The organism is Streptomyces sp. cmx-4-9, assembly GCF_046548835.1.
Taxonomy (GTDB): domain Bacteria; phylum Actinomycetota; class Actinomycetes; order Streptomycetales; family Streptomycetaceae; genus Streptomyces.
The window spans coordinates 367,924-389,873 of record NZ_JAEBEE010000002.1 but is presented as its reverse complement, the minus strand read 5'-3'; the positions used below and the strand labels follow the sequence as shown (position 1 = coordinate 389,873).

Below are 21,950 nucleotides of genomic sequence, written 5' to 3'. Positions count from 1 at the left end.
TACTGTCTGCACCGGGGGGCGCCCGTGCACCCCGCCTGCCCGAGTGGAGCATCCGCGTGAGACCGGTCCGAGAGCACCGCGCCCCTGCCGCCCTGCCGCGGGTGGTCGCCGCCGCCGGCCTGGCCGCCCTGGCGGTCGGCTGCGCCGGGTCGCCGGGGGGCGGCGCGGCCGCACCGGCCGGCCCGGGTGCCTCTTCCGGCGCACCGTCCGCGGCGCAGGCGCAGGACCCCGACCACGCCGAGGTCCTCGCGGTCTACGACCGGTACTGGAGCGCGCTGTCCGCCGCCTATGCGCAGGCGGACGTGAAGGGCACGGCACTGGAGGAGGTCGCCTCGCCCTCCGTGTACGCGCAGAAGGAGGCGGAGCTGGCCCGGTTGCGCGAGGGCGGACACGCCGTCACCGGCACGACGGGGCACGGGCACACCTCCCTGGCCTTCTCCGTCGAGCACAGGGAGGGCCAGGAGGTGCGCACCGCGCAGCTGACGGACTGCGTCGACGTCAGCCGGTGGAAGGCCGTCGAGCGGAGCACGGGGCGAGAAGCCCCCAGGCCGGCCCGACCGCTCCTGCACTACACGGCCGGAGTCACCTTCGAGAAGGGTCCGCGGGGTTGGACGGTCGTCAAGGACTCCCTGCAGAAACAGGAGTGCTGACCGGCCACCCAGGCCGTCTCTTCCGGATCGTGCCGGGGCCCGGCCCGCCCGGCCCGCCCGGCCCGCCCGGCCGACGCCGGAGCCCGAACCGGCCGTGAGCCCGCCCGCCGCCCGCCGTCTGCCCGTCCGCGCTCCGTGCGGCGGCGGCCGCCGTCCATGCGCACGCACCGGCCCCGGGTCCTCCCCGACATCCCCTGACGAAGCGGACCGCACCGCCCCGACCTGCGGGTTCGGCCCTCCAGTGGGAGCGGTAACCGGCTGGACCGAGCGGTCGGGGTGGCATAGGTTCAACCGGGCCCGCGCACGTCTGCGGGCACACACCGGTGACACGACCCGTGGGGGGTACTCCGTCATGTCCTTCAGCACACCCGGCCAGCCACCGCCGCCGCCCGCGCCCGCACCTGCGTCCGGGCACCCGGCACTGCCGGGACGGCCGGGGTGGACGGCCGCCCCGGTACCCGGCGGGCCACCGCACCGGGTCCTGCGCTCTCCGCAAGGCCTCGCCACCGCCCTGACCGTCATGCTCGCGGCGGGGGGCCTCATCGACCTCTTCGCGGTCGGAGTCGGCGTGTACGGCTACTCGGTGAAGCGCGGCTACGTCGCGGATCCCGCCACCGCCCCTGCCGTCGCCGACCTCGACACGGCCGATCTGCTCAGCGCCGCGGCGGGGGTCTTCCAGACCCTGGCGGTCATCGCCATCGCGGCCGTCTTCATCGTCTGGTTCCACCGGGTGCGCTGCAACGGGGAGATCCTCGGCCCCGACGCCTTCACCTACCGCCCGGGCTGGGCCATCGGCGCGTGGTTCGTCCCCATCGGAAACCTCGTCCTCCCCTACCTGATCTCCAAGCAGACCCTGCAGGCCAGCGTGCAGCTCGGACCTGACGGATCGTTCCGGAGGTACTCCACCGCACCCGTCACGGCCTGGTGGCTGGTGTGGGTGAGCGCGGAACTCGTCGGACGCGTCTCCGGGCGGCTGTTCTTCAACGGGGACACCCATGAGGAGATGCAGGACGCCTACGCCCTCGGGGTCGGCACGGACCTGCTGCGCGTCGTCGCCGCCGTCCTCGCCGTGGCCGTCGTGCGCAGGATCACGGCCCTGCAGAACACCAAGGCCGCGGAGGGTCCGTACGCCGTCGTCTGATCCTCACGCCGGCCGCTCGGCGGCGGGCTTCCCGGGGGTGGGGACGGCGAACTCGCACCACACGCCCTTCCCGCCGCCCCGGGGCTCCACGCCCCAGGCGTCCGCGAGCTGTTCCACCAGCATCAGCCCGCGCCCCGACACCGCCCAGTCGTCCGCCTCCCGGCGCTGCGGCAGGGCGCTGCTGTGGTCCTCCACCTCGATGCGGATCCGTCCCTCCGCCGTCAGCCGCATGCTGACCTCGCCGCCGCCCTCGGTGTGGACCAGGGCGTTGGTCATCAGCTCGTCCGCCGCCAGCACGATCGCGTCGGCCCTGTCCTCCGCTCCCCAGGCGGCCACGGCCGCCCGGATGAGGTGGCGGGCCAGGGCGGGGGCTTCCTGGTCTCCGGCGTCCAGCCGGTGGCGCAGGGGTCCGCCGCCGCGTGCGGTCGCGGTGCCGCGGCGGCGGAGCAGGAGCAGGGCCATGTCGTCCCCACCGCCCGCGTCGCCGAGCAGGTCGCACAGCACGTCGGCGAGTTCCTCCACGTCGGCCGGGCCGTTGCGGGCGGCCTCCAGGAACTCCCGCATGCCCGTGTCGGCGTCGTCGCCGGGGCGTTCGATCAGGCCGTCCGTGCACAGCAGCAGGGTGTCGCCGGGGTGCAGTTCGAGGCTGGTGACGGGATAGCCGGTGCCGGTTCCGGGCTGCTCACGCGCGGGCAGTCCGAGGGGCAGTCCGCCCGCCACCTGGATCCGGTGGCAGCTGCCGTCGCCGCGCCGGACGACCGGGTCGAGGTGCCCGGCGCGGACCATGCGGAGCATGCCGGTGGTGAGGTCGACCTCGGCGTAGGTGCAGGTCGCGAACCGTTCCGTGTCGAGGTCGCGCAGGAAGGCGGAGGCCCGCTCCATCGCCGTGCCGGGGGTGTGGCCCTCGACGATGTACGCGCGCAGCACGATCCGCAGCTGGCCCATGACCGCGGCCGCGTCGGTGTCGTGGCCCTCCACGTCGCCGATCATCACGCCGACCCGGCCCTCGCCCAGCGGGATCACGTCGTACCAGTCGCCACCGATGTCCCGTCCCATCCGGGCGGCGCGGTAGCGTACGGCGATCCGCGCGCCCGGCACCTCGGGGATGCGGCGGGGCAGCATGGCCCGCTGGAGGCCCTCGGCGAGGTCGTGTTCCTGTTCGAAGAGGATGGCGCGCTGGAGGCTCTGGGCGATGCCGCTGCCGAGTGCCATCAGCACGTTGCGCTCCTCGGCGGTGAAGTCACCGTTGCGGCGGTAGAGCAGGCCGAGGGCGCCGATGGGCCGGCCCTGGGCGATCAGCGGCAGGTAGACCCCGCTGCGGACGGCCAGCGGCTCGATGTACGGCCACAGTTGGGGGTAGCCGTTCTCGAACTCCTCGCGGGAGGAGAGGAAGACGGGCTGCATGCTGCGTACGGCCTCGCTCATCGGGAACCGGGCGTCGATGCGCGTGTACTCGATCTCGGGGACGTACGAGCCCAGCTGGCCCTCCGCGACCAGGTGGATGCGGACGCCGTCGACGATGCCCAGCATCACGCTGACCGCGCCGAGGTGCCCGAGGGCCTCGGGGTCCTTGAGGATGTCCGTGACGTCGTTGACGGTGCGGGCGTGGGCGAGGATGGCGGTGGTCCGTTCGACGACGCCGGTCATCCGCCGGCGGTCGTCCTCCTGGTTGCCGCCGGCGCCGGGGTCGGCGGGGTCGTGCGCGGCGTCGCGCAGGATGCCGATGACGCGGTAGGCGTGCCCGTGCGGGTCACGCAGGATGTGGCCCTGTACGTGCAGCCAGGCGGTGCCGCCGTCGCGGCCCCGGACCCGGGTGTAGGCCCCGTAGTGGCTGTGGCCGTTCCGCAGCGCCTGGGCGACGCGGGCGTCGAGCCGGGCCTCGTCTTCGGGGACGATGCGGGCCCGCAGTCCGGCGGGGGTGCCGTCGAACTCGTCCGGACGCAGGTCGATGACCTCGAGGGCGGTGGGATCCAGGTGCATCCGACCGCTGTCGAGGTCCCAGTCGAAGGTGCCCATGCGGTTGAGCGCAAGGCTGGTGTCCGGCCGCGCCGGCCAGTCGACCTCGGAGTGAGATCCCCTCTGGGCCATGCTGCCAGGGTCTCACTCCCACCCGACCCTGTCCCCACGGGAGGGCCGGACCGGGCCACCGGCCGGTGCGCGGCGGCCCCGCGGCCCCGTTCCCCCAGCCCCCCGTACCGCGTTCCGCACGCGCCCCGCATCCCGATCGACACTCTGGTCCGCAGGGGAGACGATGGACCGCACGGGCGCCGTCCCGTCCTTTGACCGGACCTGCGCGAGGGAGAACGCCATCATGAACCGGCGCAGTCGCCGTACCGCGGTCGTCGCACTCCTCGCCTGCTCCGTCCTTGCCTCCGGCGGGGCCGCACTGGCGCCGGCGGCGGCCTCCGTGCCTGCGGCCGCCTCCGGTTCCTGCACGGTGAGGCCGGCGGACAACGGGCTGAGCGTCACCGTCAGCGGATCCGGCTGGGCCCCCGAGGACCTGCCGCTCAAGATCGACGGCGGCGGGGGCGTCGCGCAGTTGGAGAACGTCGCGCCCGATGGTTCCTTCACCGTCGTCCGGCTCCGCAAGAGCACCGATTTCGCGATCCTCCCCGCGACGGGCGGTGCCACGCACTGCACGGTCACGTCCGGCGGCGGGCAGGGCCGGGGCATCGGCTGACGCTCCGGCCGCAGGGCGTGGGCCGCTGTGGTGCTGCTCCGCCCGCGAGGGCGCCGAGCGGCCTCACGGCGCGGCGGCCGAACCGCCGGGCGTGGCCGTACCGGTGGGTGAACCGGTGGCGGTGGTGGCCGTGGTGGCGGGCTTCCCGGAACGCGCGCGGGTGCCGGTCGCGGTCGGCGTGCCGGTACCCGTCGGCGTACCGGTGTCCTCGGTGCGCTCCCCCGGCGTGCCGGCGTCGGAGGGCGTGTCCGAACGCGCCTGCGTCGGCGTCGCGGTGTCCGAGGGCGTGCCGTCCCCGTCCCTGCGCAGGTCCTTGGACGAGCCCGAATCGGAGGGCGTACCCGCGTCCGAGGGCGTGTCGGCGTCCGACGGCGTGCCCGGATCGGAGGGCGTGCCCGAGTCCGACGGACTGTCCGGGTCGGAGGGCGTGCCGGTGGGCGTCCCGCCGTCCCCGGGGGTGCCGGAGCCGTCGGGCGCGGCCGGAGAGGTGCCGGGGCCGGTGGTCGGGCCGGAGGGGGTGCTGCTGGTCCCGGGCGACACGCTGCCGGTCGGGGTGGGGCGCGGGGTGGGCACCACGGGCGGGGGTACCGGCCTGTCGTTGCGGCCCTGGTGGTCGCCGCGGCTGCGCTCGTACCAACGCCGGTCGTGGGAGTCGTAGATGACGAACTTGTTCACGATCTTCACCGAGGGCGCGATGACCACGACCTGCGCGGGCCGGTAGGAGGCCCACGGCTGCCCGGTCCGTTTCGGATCGCTCTTCAGCGGCACCGGGGTCCCGAGCGGGTTGCCGCATGCGCAGCGCACCCGCGGCACCCCGCGGCCGTCCACCAGGACGGCGGTGCCGGCCTGGAGGACCGCCTGGTAGGCCGTGGCGGCGCCGTCCCGGTAGCCGTGGTTGGTGACCCGGGTGTCCCAGCGCAGCTGTACCGGGGTGAGCGTGCGCAGGTAGCCCGGTACGGCCGCGGGCTGGAGGCCGAGCGCGGAGGCGAAGGCGCTGTTCTTGGCGGGCTGCGCGGAGAGGGCCGTGATCTGCTTCTCGACGTCGCAGCTCGCGACGGACGCGGTGCCGCCGTACAGCCCCGGCGCCGCGCCGCTGACGCTGCGGGTGGCCGTCGTGCCGGTGGCGGGCCCGGTGGTGGCGTCCGGGGGCGGCGCCGTCGTCGGCGGGGGCGTGGCCCGGTCGGCGGCGGTGGACGCGGTGAAGGGGTCGGGCCCCGAGTCGGCGGCCGGCTGGAGGAAGACCTCGCCGTCGGCCCGGGCGGAGCCGCCGGGCCGGGTCAGCACGACGACCAGTGCGGCCACCGCCGCCACCGCGACCAGGGCGGTGACGAGCCGCGGGACGGACCGCCACCAGGGCCCCTTCGGCGGGGTGCCTCCGGCGGGCGGGCCGCCCGTGCTGCCGGGCCCGGGGCCGGCGGGCCCGGACGGCGGGGCGGGCGGCGGGGCGGCGGGGGGTCCTTGCCGGCCGCCCGAGAGGGGGCCGGACGGGGGGCCTGCGGGCGGTGTGGTGGGGCGCTGGGACGGCGGCGGACGGCGGGGCGGCTGGTGGTCGGGCTGCGTGGTCACGGGCTCTTCTTCCCAGGCGGAGGAGTTCCGGTCCTCGATGAAGGTTCCACACCCATTGCACGGGATCGTCACCGTGCCGTGCACTCGGGCGGCCCATGGGCTGGGCCGTCCGGGTGGTGGCCGCCCGCCGGGGGTGCCTACCGTGGAGGGTGAGCCGTACGCCGACACCAGCGTCGCCCGGAGGGACCGGCAGTGCGTGGCGTGCCGCCCTGGTGGCCGTCGTCGCGGGTTTCGCCGTGATGGCCGCGGTCGCGGCGGCCGGACTGGCGTGCGCCGGGGCCGGCGACCTGCCGGACGGCGCGTTTCCGCATGTGGTGGCGGCCGTCGTGGTGCTGGCGGCGGGGGGTTCGGTCGAGGTCACCGGCGGGGCGGGCTTCCTGGCGCAGGCGGACGCGGGCCTGGCGGTGGTGCCGCTCTCGGTGAGCCTGGCCGGCGCCCTCACGGCCGGCTCCTGCTTCCTGCGCCCGCTGCACAACCGGGCGGTGGCCGCCCCGGGGGAACTCCTGGCCCGAGCCGTCCCGATGGTCGTCCTGTGGCTGATCGCCCTCACCGGTACCGGGCTCCTCGCCCGCCGGACCTTCGGCCTGTCGACCGGCGACTCCCCCGTCTCCGAGATCGGCGAACTCCTGGACTCGGCACCGACCGCGGGCTTCCGTGCCGCCCTGCCCGCCACCCTGCTGTACGGACTGCTCTGGATCCTGGGCCTGTTGCTGACCGCGCTGCTCGTCTCCCGGCGCGCACCGCTGCCGGCCGGACTGGTCCGCTTCCACACGGCGGTGCGCCCCGCGGCCTTCGCCACGGTGGCGCTGCTGCTCGCGTACGTCGTCCTCGGCCTCGGTGTCGGGATCGTGGTGGCGGTGACCCAGGGGCATCCGGCGCGGACCTGGGCCGTGCTGCTGCTCGGGCTGCCCAATCTGGCCTGGATGGCGCTCACCGTCGGGTTCGGCGGTGCCTGGGAGGGCCGGGTGGAGGGGCCGTTCGGGCTGCCGGTGCCGCAGCTGCTGGACGAGCTGCTGCGCGGGCCGGCGCCCTCCACGGTCGACGTGGCCTCGCTCGCGGAGCGGGACTCCCGGGCCTGGTGGCTGGTGGTGGTCGCGGCCGGCCTGCTGCTGGCGGCGGGTGTACTGGCCGCCGTCCGCTCCCCCGCTCACGTCCGGCCCCGTGGGCACGCCCTTCATTTGGGCGTGTCCTTGGCGCTGGCCACGTTCGCGGTGTGCCTGCTGGGGCGCGTGCAGGCCCGCTTCGGGCTCTCGCTGCTGGGCATCGGGTCGGTGGACGGGCTCGGCGGGACGGCCGCGCTCGACCCGGTGCTGTGGCGCACGGTGGGGCTCGCGCTGCTGTGGGGCGCGCTCGCGGGCTTCCTGGGCGGCCTTCTGGCCCGGCGGGTCCGCCGCGGTGGCCGCGTCGAGGAGGGCGCTGCGACCGCCCCCCACTGACGCTTGCGGGCGCAGCCCCCGTGCTGACCCGTACCCGTGACCCATACCGGTCACTGCTGACCCGTACCCGTGACCCGTACGGGTCACTGCTGACCCGTACCCGTGACCCGTACCGGTCACTGCTCCCTGGGGTCGGCGCCCGGTGCGGGCGTGACGCGGGTCGGGCCGCTCCCCGCGGTCCGCTCGGGCAGGACGTCCAGCTGGACCTCGACGGGGTCGGCGGGTCCGGCGGGTCCGGCGGGCGAGGTCTGTGCGTCGGGCTGCGAGTCCTGCGGTACGTCGACGGCGTAGGTCGCCAGGCGGGTCCCGTCGCCGTACACCCAGCGCCCGCCGGCGGCGTCGTACAGCCACACGGACTCCCCGTCGAGGACGACCCCGGCGCGCAGGCCGTGGACGGAGCGCCCGAAGCCCTCGGCGTCCGTGTTTCCCGCGGCCAGCTCCTCCACGGCCTGCCGGTAGCGCTCCAGGCCTGCGGCGCTCCGCGCGAGCAGGGGCCGCGGGTCCTCGGCGCGCAGCAGGGGTTCGTCCCCGGCCGTCGGCGGCGGCTGCGGTACGGCGACGAGCAGGCGCCCGTCCACCCAGGCGGACCAGCCGTTGGAGCAGAGGATCTCTGCCCACGCCCCGCGCCGGGACAGCAGTTGCACCGGGAGGAACGGGTCCAGGGGTGCGGTCGGCCGGTCGACGTCGGGGGCTTCCCAGGCGGGCATGCCGTCCTGGGGCACGACGTGGGTGGGCCGGAAGTCCGCCGTCTCGCCGCCGGGTTCCGCTGTGCCGGTCATCGGGCCTGCTTCCGCATGATCGCCGGCTCGTGGCGCCGCAGCAGGCGGGCGACGAGGACGCCGAACAGGACGGACAGGGCGATCAGCATCCCGACGTTCAGCAGCCACACTCCGGCGCGGTGAGCGAACAGCGGGTCGTCCGTGAGGGTGCCCGGCACGATCGCGCCGAGGTCGATGGTGCCCGCCATGGCGCCGAGCGCCCACCGCGAGGGGACGAGCCAGGCGAGCTGCCCGATCACCGGGACCCCGTTCAGCGGGAGGAGGGCTCCGCAGAAGACCACCTGCACGATCGCGAGGAGGACCAGCAGGGGCATCGTGACCTCTTCCTTGCCGACGAGGGCGGAGACCAGCAGGCCGAGCATCATGGCGGTGAACGCGAGCAGGGCGACGACGAGGGTGATCTCGGCCAGGGGTGGCAGGAAGACGCCCTGGCCGGCCGGGGCGCCGAGGTCCACGCCCAGCAGGGCGACCAGCGTGAGGACCACGGCCTGCGCCACCGTGATGGCGCCGAGGACGACCACCTTGGACATCATGTAGGCCGAGCGTGAGAGCCCGACGGCACGTTCCCGCTGGTAGATCGTTCTCTCCTTGACCAGTTCGCGCACGGCGTTGGCCGCGCCGGTCAGGACTCCGCCGACGCACAGGATGAGCAGGGCGTTGATGGCGGTCTCCCGGGTGAGGGAGCTGCCGGCGAGGGCGCGGGCCATGGCTCCCATGACGAAGGGCAGCGCGACCATGATGGCGAGGAAGGTCTTGTCGGCGCTGAGTGCGGCCGCGTACCGGCGGACCAGGGTGGACAGCTGGGAGCCCCAGCTCTGGGCCTTGGGGGGCGCGGCGGGGAATCCGCCGTGGGCGTGGTCCCCGCCGGGGCTGTGCGGGAAGCCGGCGCTGTCGGCGTACGTGCGGTGCAGCGGTGAGGCGGCGTACTCCCCCGCCCAGTCGCGGTCCCGTTCGTTCTCGAAGGCTTCGAAGGCTTCCGGCCACTGGGTGTGGCCGAAGAAGCCGAGCGTTTCGCCGGGCGGTCCGAAGTAGGCGGTGCGGCCGCCCGGGGCGAGGACGAGCAGCCGGTCGCAGACGTCCAGGCTGAGGACGCTGTGGGTGACGACGATGACCGTCCTGCCGTCGTCGGCGAGGCCGCGCAGCATGTGCATCACGGACCGGTCCATGCCGGGGTCGAGGCCGGAGGTGGGCTCGTCGAGGAACAGCAGCGAGGGCTTGGTCAGCAGTTCCAGGGCGACGGAGACGCGTTTGCGCTGGCCGCCGGAGAGGCTGTGGATGCTCTGGTCGGCGCGCTGCCGGAGCCCCAGCTCGGTGATGACCTCCTCCACCCGGGCGCGGCGTTCGGCCGGGGCGGTGTCCTGGGGGAAGCGGAGTTCGGCTGCGTAGCCGAGGGCGCGGCGGACGGTGAGCTGGGTGTGCAGGATGTCGTCCTGCGGGACGAGTCCGATGCGGCTGCGCAGTTCGGCGTAGTCGCGGTAGAGGTCGCGGCCGTCGTAGAGGACGCTGCCGTGGTCGGCGGGGCGCAGGCCGGTGAGGGCGCCGAGGAGGGTGGACTTGCCGGCTCCGCTGGGGCCGACGACGGCGAGCAGGCATTTGGCGCCGACCGGGAAGGAGACCCCGTCCAGGAGGGTTTTTCGGCCGCGGTCGACGGTGACGGTGAGGCCTTGGACGTCGAGGGAGACCTCGCCGGTGTCCACGTACTCCTGGAGCTGGTCGCCGATGAGGCAGAAGGCCGAGCGGCCGATGCCGATGATGTCGCCCTCCAGCACGCGGGCGGCGCCATCGACGGGGGCGCCGTTGAGGTAGGTGCCGTTGTGGCTGCCGAGGTCGGTGATCTCGTAGCCGCCGTCGGCGAGGGAGTGCAGTTCCGCGTGCCGGCGGGAGACGACGAGTTCGTCGACGACCAGGTCGTTCTCGGGGGCGCGGCCGATGCGTACGGCGGTGCGTGCGGCCAGCGGGCGGACCGCGGCGGGCTGCCGGAAGGTGCCGGTCAGGGCGGGGCGGGAGACCAGCGCGGGCGCTGCCGGCGGGGGCGGGGGCGCCGGGCGGGGCCATGGTTGCGGCCCGGGGGGTGCGGGCGCGGCCGGCTGCGCGGTGCCGGAGAGGACGGCGCGGGGTCCGTCCGCGGGGTTGCCGAAGCGGAGCTCGGTGCCGGCGCCGATGCTCCATGCGTGGATGCGGTGGCCGTCGGCCCAGGTCCCGTTCGTGCTGTCCTCGTCCTCGACCGTCCAGTGGTCGCCCACGGAGCGCAGCACCGCGTGGTGCCAGGAGACGCGGGCGTCCTCCAGGCAGATCTCGCAGAGGGGGTCGCGGCCGACGTGGTAGGTGCGGTCCGGGCTCATCGTCGTGGAGCCCGAGTCGGTCTCCAGGAGAAGCTCGGGCGCGGTCGGCACACCGGGGCGCTGGACCATGAGCAGATTTTCCCACGATCCGCCCCGCCCGGCAGCGGCGGACGTCGGCGCAGGTCAGAGCGGTCTTATGGGTAATGACAACGGTCCCCGTTGCAGCCTTTGCCCATCTCGCCGGGGTGCGCTTCACTTCACGCGACGGAACCGAACCAGCGGGTCCGACCGGACGGGGGAGACGTCATGAGCGGGCACGACCACGCGTACGGGGCCGACCGGCTGCCGGAGCACGCGCACGGGCACGGCGACGGCCCCGCGCCGGGCGGCCGGGGCGCGCAGGGTCACGGTGGTCACGGCGGCCATGACCACGGCCACGGGCCCGGTGGCCACAGCCACGGGGTGTCGGCGGACGCGGACCGCCGGTGGCTGGCGATCGCGCTCACGCTGATCGCCGCGTTCATGGCGGTCGAGGTGGTCGTCGGCATCATGGCCCATTCGCTGGCCCTGATCTCCGACGCGGCCCACATGCTGACGGACGCCGTCTCGATCGTCCTCGCCCTGATCGCGATGCGGCTGGCCGCCCGCCCGGCGCGCGGCGGTTTCACGTACGGACTCAAGCGGGCGGAGATACTGTCCGCCCAGGCCAACGGGCTGACCTTGCTGCTGCTGGCCGTCTGGCTGGCGTACGAGGCGGTGCGGCGGCTGGTGGACCCGCCGCCGGTGGAGGGCGGTCTGGTCGTGGTGACGGCGCTCGCCGGCATCGTGGTCAATGTGGCGGCGGCCTGGTGCATCTCTCGGGCGAATCGTTCCTCCCTCGCGGTGGAGGGCGCCTACCAGCACATCCTGAACGACCTCTTCGCCTTCATCGGGACCGCCGTCGCCGGTCTGGTCGTGCTGACGACGGGCTTCCGGCAGGCCGACGCGATCGCCACGCTCGTGGTCGTGGTGCTGATGGTGAAGGCGGGCTACGGCCTGGTCCGCGAGTCCGGGCGGATCCTCCTGGAGGCTGCTCCGGCCCACGTGGAACCGGACGTGGTGGGTGACCGGCTGGTCAGCCAGCCGCCCGTCACCGAGGTGCACGACCTGCACATCTGGACCATCACCTCCGGGCAGGCGGCGCTCTCCGCTCACGTCCTGGTGGAGCAGGAGGGCGACTGCCACGCCGTCCGGCGCGACCTGGAGGAGCTGCTGGCCAAGGAGTACGGCATCACGCACACCACCCTCCAGGTGGACCACGTCCAGGACTCCGTGCTGACCGTCGGCCGGGCCGGCGAGGAGCCCGCCGACCGCGATCCGCACTGCGCGGACGCCCACGGGCCGGTCCACCGGCAGGGCCCGCACGACCACTGAGCGCAGCCCACCGCGCCGACGGGCCGCGCAGTGATCACTGAACCGGCCGCGGGCGGGGCATGGATGGACCCATGACGCGCAAACGCAGTGCCGGGCTGCTCCTCTTCCGCCGTACCGGCGAGGGCCCCGGCCCCGGGTTCGAGGTCCTGCTCGGCCGCATGGGCGGACCGCTGTGGGCGGGCCGGGACACCGGCGGCTGGGCCATTCCGAAGGGCGAGTACGGGCCGGACGAGACCCCGCGGGACGCCGCACGCCGGGAGTTCACCGAGGAGATCGGGCTGCCGCCGCCGGAGGGCGAGTACCTGCCGCTGGGGGACGTGCGGCTGGCCAGCGGGAAACTCGTGACCATCTGGGCGGTGGAGGCGGACCTGGACCCCGCCCTGATGGTGCCCGGGACCTTCTCCATGGAGTGGCCCCCGCACTCCGGGACGATGCAGGACTTCCCCGAGCTGGACAGCGTTGCCTGGTTCACCCCCGAGGTGGCCGCCGTCAAGGTGATGCCCCCTCAAGTCCCCTTCCTGGAAAGGCTGCAGGAACTTCTGGAGGGTTGACCCGACCTTGACTTGCCAACGAAGGCGAGCTGCGTGGACATTACACACATGACGAACGTCGTGCTGGTGGGAACCCTGGACACCAAGGGTGAGGAGTACGGCTGGCTGCGCGAGAGGCTGTTGCGCGCCGGCGTCGAGGTGGTACTGGTCGACACAGGGATCATGGGCGAGCCGCGGGTGCCCGCCGACGTCCCACGGGACGCGGTGGCCCGGGCCGCGGGAACGGAACTGACGCACCTGCGCACGGCCGCCGACCGGGGCGCGGCCGTGACCACGATGGCAAGGGGCGCGGAGGCGACCCTGCTGCGCCTGCACGCCGAGGGCCGGCTGCACGGCGTACTCGCGATCGGCGGCAGCGGTGGCACGTCCATCGCCTCCCGGGCGATGCGGGCCCTGCCGCTGGGCGTACCCAAGCTCATGGTCTCGTCCATGGCGTCGGGGGACGTCTCCCCCTACGTCGGCACCGCGGACATCACGATGATGTACAGCGTGGTGGACATCGCGGGGATCAACAGCATCTCCGAGCCGGTCCTGGCGAACGCGGTCGAGGCGGTGGCCGGGATGGCCAGGGCCTACGCCCGCGCCGGCCGGGAGCGGCGCCGCCCGCCGCGGCTCGGCAGCGGGGCCCGCCCCCTGATCGCGGCGAGCATGGCGGGCGTGACCACCACCGGGGTGGACGCGGCCCGCGAACGGCTGACCGAGCTCGGCTACGAGGTACTGGTCTTCCACGTCAGCGGCGCCGGCGGCCGGACCTTGGAGACCCTGGCAGGCCAGGGGGTCTTCGCGGGCGTCCTCGACCTGACGCTCAGCGAGATCGCCGACGACCTGTGCGGGGGCATCCTCACGGCAGGCCCCGACCGGCTCACCGCGGCCGGACGCGCCGGGATACCGCAGGTGGTCAGCCTGGGCGCGTTGGACATGGTGAAGTTCGGGCCGTTCGAGACCCTGCCCGACCGGGCCCGCTACCGGCGCGTGCACGTGCACAACCCGTCGATCACGGTGATCCGCACGACCGCCGCCGAGTGCACGGAGCTCGGCCGCCGGGTCGCCGCCAAACTGCGGGCGTCGACCGGGCCGTCGGCCGTCTGCGTCCCGCTCCGCGGACTGTCCACGCTCGGCGCGCCGGGCGGCCCCTACCATGACCCCGGCGCGGACCGGGCCCTGTTCTCGGCGCTGCGCGAGGGCTTGCGGGGCAGCGCCGCCCGGCTCTACGACTACGACACCCACATCAACGACCCGGTGTTCGGCCGGGCCGCGGCCGACCGGCTGCACGCCATGATCGGAGCGGTTTCGGCCGCCGCCTGAGACACCCCCCACGGCAGGGAACCGGCCGTGGCGGAAATCGTGTCCCAGGGAATGGCCGGTCAGGGGACCGGCCGCCCGTGGGACACGACGGCGCCACGGCAGGGGGGACGGGAACGATGAAGGACACGTGGACGGCATGGTCGGTCCCCGGGTACACGGAGGTCAGGGAGCTCGGCTCGGGGGGCAGCGGCCGCGTGGTGCTGGCGGTGCACGAGGCCACCGGCACGGCGGTCGCGGTGAAGTACCTCAGCGAGCGGCTGCGCCGTGACCCGGCCTTCGTGGGCGGGTTCCGGGCCGAGGCACGCCTGCTCGGGGGGCTCCGGTCGCCCTGTGTGGTGGGGCTGTACGAGTACGTGGAGGCGCCCGGCGGCGCGGCCATCGTCATGGAGCTGGTGGACGGGATCTCCCTGCGCGCCGTGCTGAAGGAGTCCGGTCGGGCCGATGCCGAGGCCGCGCTCGTGGTGCTGAAGGGCTCCCTCCTCGGGCTGGCCGCCGCGCACCGGGCCGGGGTCGTCCACCGGGACTACAAGCCGGAGAACGTGCTGGTCTCCCGAGACGGCTCGTCGAAGCTGGTGGACTTCGGCATCGCGGCGGACCACGGGGCGACACCCGGGGTGGCCGGCACGCCCGCCTACATGGCGCCCGAGCAGTGGCAGGGCCGTCCGGCTTCGCCCGCGGCCGACGTGTACGCGGCGACCGCGACCTTCTTCGAGTGCCTGACCGGTCGCAAGCCCTACGACGGCGAGAACTTCGCCGAGCTGGCGGTCCAGCACATCGAGGCGCCGGTGCCGGAGACGGAGGCCCCGGAGCCGGTGCGCCCGCTGATCCGGCGGGGCCTGGCGAAGCGTCCCGAGGAGCGGCCGGAGAACGCGGAGGCGTTCGTGGCGGAGCTGGAGGGCGTGGCCCTCGCCGCGTACGGACCCGAGTGGGAGGAGCGCGGCCAGCGCAAGCTGGCCGCGCTGGCGGCCCTGCTGCCGCTGCTGTTCCCGTCGGCGGCCGCCCAGGCGGCGGGCACCACGGCCCTGGCGACGACCACGCTGAGCAGCGGCTCGGGCTGGGCGCCCGGCCGGCGCGGCTGGCTGGCGGCGGGGATCGCGCTGGTACTGGGCACGGTGCTGCTGGTCGCCACCGACGCGATCGGTACGCCCGCGGGCGGCGCCTCGGCGCTGAGCGCGTTCGCGACGACGGGCCCGGCCGCCGCGGGTTCGGCCCCGCCGTCGCCCGCGCCGGGCGCCGGACCGTCCGCGTCGCCGAGCACCTCCGCGTCGGCCACCGCCTCGGCGTCCCCGTCGCCCTCCGCTTCCGCCTCGCCCTCCGCTTCCGCGAGCGGGACCACGACGCCGAAGCCGACGGCCGGCGGGGCGCCGACCCCGACGCCCACGCCCACACCCACTCCGACCCCGGCCCCGACGCCGACGCCGACCCCCATGCCGACCCCGACGCTGAAGGTCACCGCGGTGGACGTGTCGCTGCGGACCGGCGTGTACCGGGGGGAGGCGACCGTCTCGATCGCCACGTCCGGGCCCGCCGGTCCGGTCACCGTCGTCCTGGAGTGGTTCCTCGGCGGGGTGCAGGGTGCGTACACCGTGCCCGACGGGACGGAGACGGTCGTGCTCCCCGCCGGCTCGTCCTCCGTGGTCCGCTCCCACGCCTTCAGCAGGGACCGCGGCTGCTACGGAGGGGTCCGGGTCACCACCAAGCCGGCGGCGGGCAACGGTTCCGCGGCCGCCTCGCAGTACCTTCCGCGCTGCCAGGAGGTCCCCCGATGAGCGATCCGCGCCCGCCGCAGGACGAGGACTACAGCGCCACCGTCCTCGGCAGCCACTGGTTCAGCGGTCCCGCCGAGACCGCCGGGCCCGCAGCGCCCGCCGCGCCCGCCGTGTCCGTAGGGCCCGCCGCGCCCGCCGAGGTGGCGCCGGACCGGGTCGACGGGTCCGTGCTGCGGTTCGGGCCCGGGGTGACGGCGGCCCTGCCCGCGCCGTTCCCGGTGGCCGCCGCCGCCCCGCCGCGGCGCCGCCGGGGCGGGGGCCTGCGCCGGTACGCGCTGGCCGCATGCGTCCTGCTCGCGGTCCTCGGGTACCTGGGCTGGCAGCGCCTCTCCCCCACGGTCGGGGTCCGGGACCTGGCCGTCACCACGGACCCCGCGGGACCGACCTGCGACACGACGGCGGACGTGGTGGCCGTCGTGAAGACCGACGGGCGGCCCGGGACCCTGACGTACCGCTGGGTGCGCAGCGACGGAACGCGCTCGGAGGAGCTGACGGAGCGGGTTCCGCGCGGTCGGCACGAGGCGCGGCTGCACCTGCTGTGGACCTTCCGGGGCGCGGGGAGCCACCGCGCGCGGGCCGAGCTCCACCTGGTCTCCCCGGAGCGGCGCACGGCCGCGGTGGACTTCACGTACAGCTGCCGCCCGTAGTCCGTCCCGGCCGGCTTCTGCCGGTGCGCGGTGGTCCGGTTGGTGCGGCGGCGCTCGCGGGGGGCTCGCCGGGGGTGGTCGCGGCGGGGGTGCTCGCCGCCGGGCGTTCGCTGCGGTGGGCTCGTTTCGGCCGTTCGACCGAGGCGGTTCCGGCCGTCCGGCCGAAGCCCGGACCTGCCGTCCGCTGGTTGACTCACAGGTGTTGACGAGGGCTCAGGGCCGTCCTCGGGCAACCCTGCGTGTCACGTTCCAGCCGGCGAACACCCCAACCGGAACGTGACCGTCCCGCACGGACGCCATGTCCGTGCGGGGAGGCCCGCAGCCGCTTTGGGGAGTGGCTGCGGGCCGCCTCGCCTGTCCGTCCCCCGCCGCAACCGGGGGACGGGGTTCAGAACCTGGCGTGGGCGGTGATGTCCGCCTCGAAGGCGTCCGTCATCGCCGGGGTCACCGTCGGCCGGCACTGCCGGACCGCCGCCAGGTAGTCCTGTGTGGTGGCGCCGAGCTGCGCGGCCGACGCGCCGCGCGCACCCACCGCCTCCAGGTCCCGCTCGAAGGACACCTGGGCTGCGATCCGTGCGGCGTGCTCGATGTCGGCGGGGGTGAACAGGTGCGTCGCCTCCACCAGGGCGTCCACGTCGACGCCCGCGCGCCCCGCCGTGTAGCGCGACCAGATCGCGGCGCGCGCCCCGGCATCCGGGGTCCCGATCGGGATCAGGTAGTCGAAGCGCCCGGGTCGCAGGAAGGCGGGGTCGAGGGAGCGGATCGAGTTCGTGGCGCACACCAGCAGCCGCTCGTCGCCCTCGCGGAAGCCGGGTATCAGTTTCAGCAGCTCGTTGGTCACCCCGTGGATCCCGCCGGGCTGCGCCGGCTCGGTGCGCACCGGGGCGATCTCCTCGACCTCGTCGATGAAGACCAGGACCCGTTCCAGTTCGGCGATCCGGGCGAAGGCGTCGCGCAGGGCGGCGGCCAGGTTGCCCTCGTCCGCGAGGCGGGAGGGCAGCAGTTCCACGAAGGGCCAGCCCAGCCGGGAGGCGATGGCCCGGGCGAAGGTGGTCTTGCCGGTGCCGGGTGGGCCGAAGAGGGTGATGGCGCGGGGCGGCCGGACCCCGTGGGAGGCGGCGCGCTCCGGCTCGGCCAGCGGCAGCACCACGCGCCGCTCGATGAGGTCCTTCTCCTTCTCCATGCCCGCGACCGCGGCCCACAGGCCACTGGGCAGGAAACGGCCGCCGAGGTCGTCGAGGAGGCCCGCGGACGGCCCGTGCAGCGGCTCGGTCTTCTCGAAGTAGGCGACGGCGGGCTGCCGGGTGTACCCGGCGTTGAGCAGTCCCTCGCCGAGCAGGTCCTCCTCGGGAAGGACGTACGCGATGCGGCCCACCCGGGCGGCGATGAGCCGCCGCTCCAGCTCGACGAGCAGGGCGGAGGCCAGGCCGCGGCCCCGCCACCCGCCGGCGATGGCGATCCGCATGACCCAGGCGCGCTCCCCGGTGACGCAGGCCAGGGCCGCGCCGATCGGGACGCCCTGGTGGACGGCGACCACGCAGGGCTGCCGGTCGGTGAGGGCGCTGATGCACTCGGCGAGCGAGAAGACCGACTCCTGGCCGAGTTCGGCCGTGGTGTCGATCAGGTGGACCACCGCTGCGAGATCGCTCTCGCGGTAGTCGTGGATGAGCCAGTTCACCGGGTACCGCCCCTCGTTCGTGCTCCTGCGGCGAGGTTAGGGGCGCCCGGCCCGGGCGCTCACGCTCCGTGGTGCACAACAGCGGGTCCGCAAACCCTCCGCCGCGTCCATAGACCGGCGCGGACACCGGCATGGACACCGGCATGAACGCCGGCATGGACGCCGACATGGACGGGCACGGTCCGCCGGCGCAGCCTCACCGGCCGGAAAGGGCCGCCTGGTCCGGGTTTCACACCGGGCGCACCGGATTCACAGCGGATTCATACGGAATTTCTTGCTCCGGGCAAAGGTTCGACGGGCAGGCTCGGGGCATGATCCACCGCATGCCCCCGCGCCCCCACCCGGCACGCCGGACCCGAGCCCGTGCCCGACGGGCGTCCCGGATGCTGCTCGCGCTGGCCGCGATGGCCGCGCTGATCAGCGTGGACCTGCCCGATGCCCCGGCACTCCCGCCGCTCGGCGAGAGTGCTCCGGCCGCGCCCGGCGCCACGGCCGACCGGGTCGGCGCCCTGTTCGCCGGGGGCCTGGACGGCGGGCACTTCTGCACCGCCGCCGTGGTGCGCAGCGACGGCCACGACGTGATCGCCACGGCCGCGCACTGCCTGGACGACCCGGAGGGCACCGTCTTCGCGCCGGGCTACCGGGACGGCAGGGCCCCGTACGGCACCTGGCAGGTCACCGGCGTGTACGTGGCGCGGGCCTGGACCGACGGCGGGGACCCGGACGCGGACGTCGCCTTCGCCACGGTGGCCCCGGCCGGGGACGGTGCGGCCGGGAACGTCGAGGACCTCGTGGGCGGCTTCCCGGTGGCCGCCGGGCAGCCGGACGAGGCCACGGTGACCGTCCTCGGGTACCCGCGGGACGACGAGGCCCCGGTGCGCTGCGCCAACACCACCGACCTGTTCTCCGAGACGCAGCGCCGGATCGGCTGCCCGGACCTCAGCGGCGGCACCAGCGGCAGCCCCTGGCTGGTGGACGGTGCGCTGGCCGGAGTGCTCGGGGGGTACGAGGAGGGCGGGGCCGTGCCGGAGGTCTCGTACAGCGCGGTGCTGGGCGACCGGGCGGTGGAGCTGTACCGGGAGGCGTCCGACGCCGGCTGACCGCCGTCCGCCCCGGCGGGAGCCGACAGCCGAGAGTGCCGCGAGCCGCGAGCCGCGGTCTAGTCGAGGACCAGGCCCGGCGCCTCGAACCAGGTCGGTTCGTCGCGCAGTGCCTGCCGGATCCGGTCGAGCGCGAAAGGCTCCAGCTCGGGCAGCGCGTCCACCGCGAACCAGGCCACTTCGAGGGATTCGTGGTCGTTGACCCGCGCCTCACCGCCGGTCGCCCGGCAGCGGAAGGTGATGTCCTGGAACTGGCAGACGTCGCCGTTCCCGTAGGTGATGGGCGCCAGCATCTGGACGAGGACGACCCGTTCCGGGACGCAGCGCACCGCCGTCTCCTCGTACACCTCGCGCACCGCGGTCTCCGCGGGCTGTTCGCCCGGCTCCGCGATCCCGCCGATCACGGACCACCGGCCGGTGTCGGACCGGCGGCCGAGCAGCACCCGGCCCAGGTCGTCGAAGACGACGGCCGTGACGCCCGGCAGCAGGAGCAGCTGGTGCCCGGCGGTGGCGCGGATCGCGCGGATGTAATCGGGTGTGGTCATGCCCCGACCCTACGAGGCCCCGCGCGGCCGGACGGGGTCACGCGGCGCGGCGGTCGCGCATCCGGCGCGTCACGGCCCAGCCGAGACCGGACGCGGCGGCGAGCAGCAGGGCGTACTCGGGCAGCGGTCCGACGACCGTGGCGGGGGTGCGGGAGGAGCGCAGCGGGATCTCGGCGACCAGCGCGTCCGCGGTGAACAGCTTCGTCTGCTGCACGATCCTGCCGTCGGGGCGGATGACCGCGCTGACACCGCTGGTGACGGGGACGAGGACGGTCCGGCTGTGCTCGATGGCCCGGATCCGGTCCATGGCGAGCTGCTGGTAGGTCATCTGGGACCGGCCGAAGGTGGCGTTGTTGCTGGGTACGGCGATGACCTGGGCCCCGGCCCGGACGGTGGAGCGGACGGCGTCGTCGAAGGCCGCCTCGAAGCAGGTGACCATGCCGACGCGGCTGCCGGCCATGTCGAAGACCCCGGGCTCCTTGCCGGGGCCGAAGTCGCGGCGGACCCGGTCCACGTCGGAGCTGAAGAGGCGCACGACGGACCGCATGGGGATGCGTTCACCGAAGGGCTGGATCTTGCGCTTGTCGTAGGTCCGGGTCGGTCCCGCGACCGGGTCCCAGAGGATCATGGTGTTGCGCAGCGGTCCGGATTCCGGCACCAGGACGGATCCGATCGCCACCGGGACCCCGATGGCCTTGACGGCCGAGTCGATGGCCGCGTAGGCGTCCGCTTCCAGGTACGGGTCGAGGTCGGAGGAGTTCTCCGGCCAGAGGACGAAGTCGGGGCGGGGGACGGTCCCTGCCGTGACCTCCTCGGCGAGCTGGCGGGTGCGCAGGGCGTGGTTGTCCAGGACCTGGCGGCGCTGCGCGTTGAAGTCGAGTCCGAGGCGCGGCACGTTGCCCTGGATGACGGCGGCCACGGCGGTGCCGTCCTCGGCCGCGTCGGAGACCAAGGGGCGCGCGGCGAGGCCGGCGCCGATCGGGGCGGCGACGGTGAGTACGGCCAGCGCGGCGGCGGTCCGGCGCGGCTGGTTGCGGGCGGTGCGCAGGAGGGCGTAGAGCGCGAATCCGCTCAGCGCCACGGCGAAGGACAGCACCGGGGTGCCGCCGAGGGCGGCGAGCGGGGCGAAGACCCCGTCGGCCTGGCCGAAGGCGAGCTTGCCCCAGGGGAAACCGCCGAAGGGCGCCCGGGCGCGCAGTGCCTCGCCCGCGACCCAGACGGCGGCGGCGAACAGCGGCCAGGCGGGGAGCCTGCTCACGAGGGCGATGCCGAGGCCGGTGAGGCCGAGGTACAGGGCTTCGACGGCGGCCAGCGCCAGCCACGGCACTGGGCCGACCTCCGCGCCCGTCCAGGCGAGCAGTGGCAGCAGGAAGCCCAGCCCGGCGAAGAAGCCGATGCCGAAGCCGGACCGGGCGCGGCGGCCGTACAGGCACCCGGCGAGCAGCGCCAAGGCGAAGGGGGCCAGCCACCACAGCGGGCGCGGCGGGAAGCTGAGGTAGAGCAGGACGCCGGCGGCCGCGGCCGCCGCGGCGCGCGGCCAGAACGCCGTGCGCGCGTCCCTGCGCCCTGCCTTCCGCGCGCTCTTCTGCGCTGCCTTCCGTGCGGCGGGCGTCCCGGCCTCGGGGGCGTCGTGGCCGGCGGATCCGGCGCGGAGGGCCGCGGAGTCCGGTGCGGTCCGGTCGGGGGGCTGCGCGGGCTCGTTCCCGGCCGCGCGGGTGGCGCTGCTGCTCATCTGGCGGAGTGTACGTGGCCCCCGGCCGGGGGCCGGTCAAGGACCGCCGGGAGTCCGCCCGGCCGTCAGCGGGCCAGCGCCCGCAGGTGGGCCCGGATGACGAGGACGGCGTTCTCCGCATCGTCGACGGTGACGGTGAACCGCTTGCCGTCGGCCAGCTGCAACTGGAGGCCCTCGCCCCGCCGGACGATGATCGCGGTGCCCTTCTCCGGCCGCCAGCGGTGGCCCCAGCCGCCCCACTGCTGGGGGGTGACCCACGGAAGGAACTCGGCGGAGGCCACCTGGGTGAGCCGGATGGTGCGGCGGGGCAGGCCCATGTGGCCGCAGCGCACCTCCAGGGCCTCGGAGTCGACGGTCACCGCGACGTGGACGAAGGCGAGGGTGCCGTAGAGGATCAGCAGTCCGGCGGCGAGGCAGCCGGTCACCGCCATCAGCAGCGGGATGATGCCGGCGGTCCAGGCGTTGTCGACGGCGAGTTCGATACCGAGGGCCAGGCAGGCGGCGCCGGCCGCCGCGAGCAGCCACTGCGCTCGGTTGGAGGCCCGGCCCGTCCAGAGCGGACCCGGGGGGTGACCGGTCATGACTAGCAGCGTACTCACGTTCCGCAGGCCCGCCACCGCCTCCCGGCCCGCCGGTTCGGCGTGCCTCGTGCACGGCCCGCCCGCGCGCTCGTGAC

At 74.9% G+C, this 21,950-nt stretch carries 17 protein-coding genes and 1 pseudogene; 10 read left to right on the top strand and 8 right to left on the bottom strand.

Going from position 1 to position 21,950, the window contains the following annotated elements:
* Positions 1 to 56 precede the first annotated feature (56 nt).
* Complete coding sequence (locus ACLJTM_RS07855; protein ID WP_411102693.1) at positions 57 to 650, top strand: hypothetical protein; 594 nt, start codon at positions 57 to 59, stop codon at positions 648 to 650.
* A gap of 352 nt (positions 651 to 1,002) precedes the next feature.
* Entirely contained in the window at positions 1,003 to 1,791 is a 789-nt protein-coding gene (locus tag ACLJTM_RS07850) for a DUF4328 domain-containing protein (RefSeq protein WP_411102692.1), read from the top strand.
* 3 nt (positions 1,792 to 1,794) lie between these two features.
* On the opposite strand, the gene ACLJTM_RS07845 is transcribed toward ACLJTM_RS07850, so the two are convergent.
* A complete protein-coding gene (locus ACLJTM_RS07845; protein ID WP_411102691.1) occupies positions 1,795 to 3,879 on the bottom strand; it encodes a SpoIIE family protein phosphatase in 2,085 nt (694 codons plus the stop codon).
* A 223-nt stretch (positions 3,880 to 4,102) separates the two neighbouring features.
* Here ACLJTM_RS07845 and ACLJTM_RS07840 point away from each other — a divergent pair, with 223 nt between their 5' ends.
* Entirely contained in the window at positions 4,103 to 4,471 is a 369-nt protein-coding gene (locus ACLJTM_RS07840) for a hypothetical protein (RefSeq protein WP_411102690.1), read from the top strand.
* Positions 4,472 to 4,735: 264 nt separating this feature from the next.
* Here the strand turns inward: ACLJTM_RS07840 and ACLJTM_RS07835 are convergent.
* A pseudogene (locus ACLJTM_RS07835) lies at positions 4,736 to 6,037 on the bottom strand (DUF6777 domain-containing protein); the annotation flags it as partial.
* Positions 6,038 to 6,186: 149 nt separating this feature from the next.
* On the opposite strand from ACLJTM_RS07835, the gene ACLJTM_RS07830 reads away from it, so the two are divergent.
* Entirely contained in the window at positions 6,187 to 7,473 is a 1,287-nt protein-coding gene (locus tag ACLJTM_RS07830; RefSeq protein ID WP_411102689.1) for a streptophobe family protein, read from the top strand.
* Between the two features lie 116 nt (positions 7,474 to 7,589).
* Here ACLJTM_RS07830 and ACLJTM_RS07825 read toward each other — a convergent pair whose 3' ends face one another.
* On the bottom strand, positions 7,590 to 8,252 hold the full coding sequence (locus tag ACLJTM_RS07825) for a hypothetical protein (protein WP_411102688.1): 663 nt from the start codon (positions 8,250 to 8,252) through the stop codon (positions 7,590 to 7,592).
* Entirely contained in the window at positions 8,249 to 10,663 is a 2,415-nt protein-coding gene (locus ACLJTM_RS07820) for an FHA domain-containing protein (RefSeq protein WP_411102687.1), read from the bottom strand. The genes ACLJTM_RS07825 and ACLJTM_RS07820 overlap by 4 nt, the downstream gene beginning before the upstream one ends.
* 177 nt (positions 10,664 to 10,840) lie before the next feature.
* Here ACLJTM_RS07820 and ACLJTM_RS07815 point away from each other — a divergent pair, with 177 nt between their 5' ends.
* The 5 genes from ACLJTM_RS07815 to ACLJTM_RS07795 all read left to right on the top strand — a co-directional run bounded on the left by ACLJTM_RS07815 (position 10,841) and on the right by ACLJTM_RS07795 (position 16,219).
* A complete protein-coding gene (locus ACLJTM_RS07815) occupies positions 10,841 to 11,947 on the top strand; it encodes a cation diffusion facilitator family transporter (protein WP_411102686.1) in 1,107 nt (368 codons plus the stop codon).
* A gap of 71 nt (positions 11,948 to 12,018) precedes the next feature.
* Positions 12,019 to 12,498: an NUDIX domain-containing protein gene (locus tag ACLJTM_RS07810; protein WP_411102685.1), complete on the top strand. Its 480-nt coding sequence runs from the start codon at positions 12,019 to 12,021 to the stop codon at positions 12,496 to 12,498.
* Positions 12,499 to 12,546: 48 nt separating this feature from the next.
* Entirely contained in the window at positions 12,547 to 13,803 is a 1,257-nt protein-coding gene (locus tag ACLJTM_RS07805; protein WP_411102684.1) for a Tm-1-like ATP-binding domain-containing protein, read from the top strand.
* Between the two features lie 116 nt (positions 13,804 to 13,919).
* On the top strand, positions 13,920 to 15,572 hold the full coding sequence (locus ACLJTM_RS07800; protein WP_411102683.1) for a serine/threonine-protein kinase: 1,653 nt from the start codon (positions 13,920 to 13,922) through the stop codon (positions 15,570 to 15,572).
* Positions 15,569 to 16,219, top strand: a complete 651-nt coding sequence (locus tag ACLJTM_RS07795) for a hypothetical protein (RefSeq protein ID WP_411102682.1) — start codon at positions 15,569 to 15,571, stop codon at positions 16,217 to 16,219. Before ACLJTM_RS07800 ends, ACLJTM_RS07795 begins: the two co-directional genes overlap by 4 nt.
* A 388-nt stretch (positions 16,220 to 16,607) precedes the next feature.
* On the opposite strand, the gene ACLJTM_RS07790 is transcribed toward ACLJTM_RS07795, so the two are convergent.
* Positions 16,608 to 17,897 carry an ATP-binding protein gene (locus ACLJTM_RS07790; protein WP_411102681.1) on the bottom strand — a complete coding sequence of 430 codons (1,290 nt, stop codon included), beginning with the start codon at positions 17,895 to 17,897 and terminating at the stop codon, positions 16,608 to 16,610.
* Positions 17,898 to 18,280: 383 nt separating this feature from the next.
* Here ACLJTM_RS07790 and ACLJTM_RS07785 point away from each other — a divergent pair, with 383 nt between their 5' ends.
* Positions 18,281 to 18,997, top strand: a complete 717-nt coding sequence (locus tag ACLJTM_RS07785) for a trypsin-like serine peptidase (RefSeq protein WP_411102680.1) — start codon at positions 18,281 to 18,283, stop codon at positions 18,995 to 18,997.
* A gap of 59 nt (positions 18,998 to 19,056) precedes the next feature.
* Here the strand turns inward: ACLJTM_RS07785 and ACLJTM_RS07780 are convergent, their stop codons facing one another.
* From ACLJTM_RS07780 to ACLJTM_RS07770, 3 genes are all read right to left on the bottom strand, one after another.
* Positions 19,057 to 19,542: an NUDIX hydrolase gene (locus ACLJTM_RS07780; protein ID WP_411102679.1), complete on the bottom strand. Its 486-nt coding sequence runs from the start codon at positions 19,540 to 19,542 to the stop codon at positions 19,057 to 19,059.
* A gap of 37 nt (positions 19,543 to 19,579) precedes the next feature.
* Positions 19,580 to 21,274 (bottom strand): apolipoprotein N-acyltransferase, encoded by a 1,695-nt coding sequence (gene lnt, locus ACLJTM_RS07775; protein ID WP_411102678.1) that lies wholly within the window; start codon positions 21,272 to 21,274, stop codon positions 19,580 to 19,582.
* Positions 21,275 to 21,339: 65 nt separating this feature from the next.
* Positions 21,340 to 21,855 (bottom strand): hypothetical protein, encoded by a 516-nt coding sequence (locus ACLJTM_RS07770; protein WP_411102677.1) that lies wholly within the window; start codon positions 21,853 to 21,855, stop codon positions 21,340 to 21,342.
* Between the last annotated feature and the right edge of the window lie 95 nt (positions 21,856 to 21,950).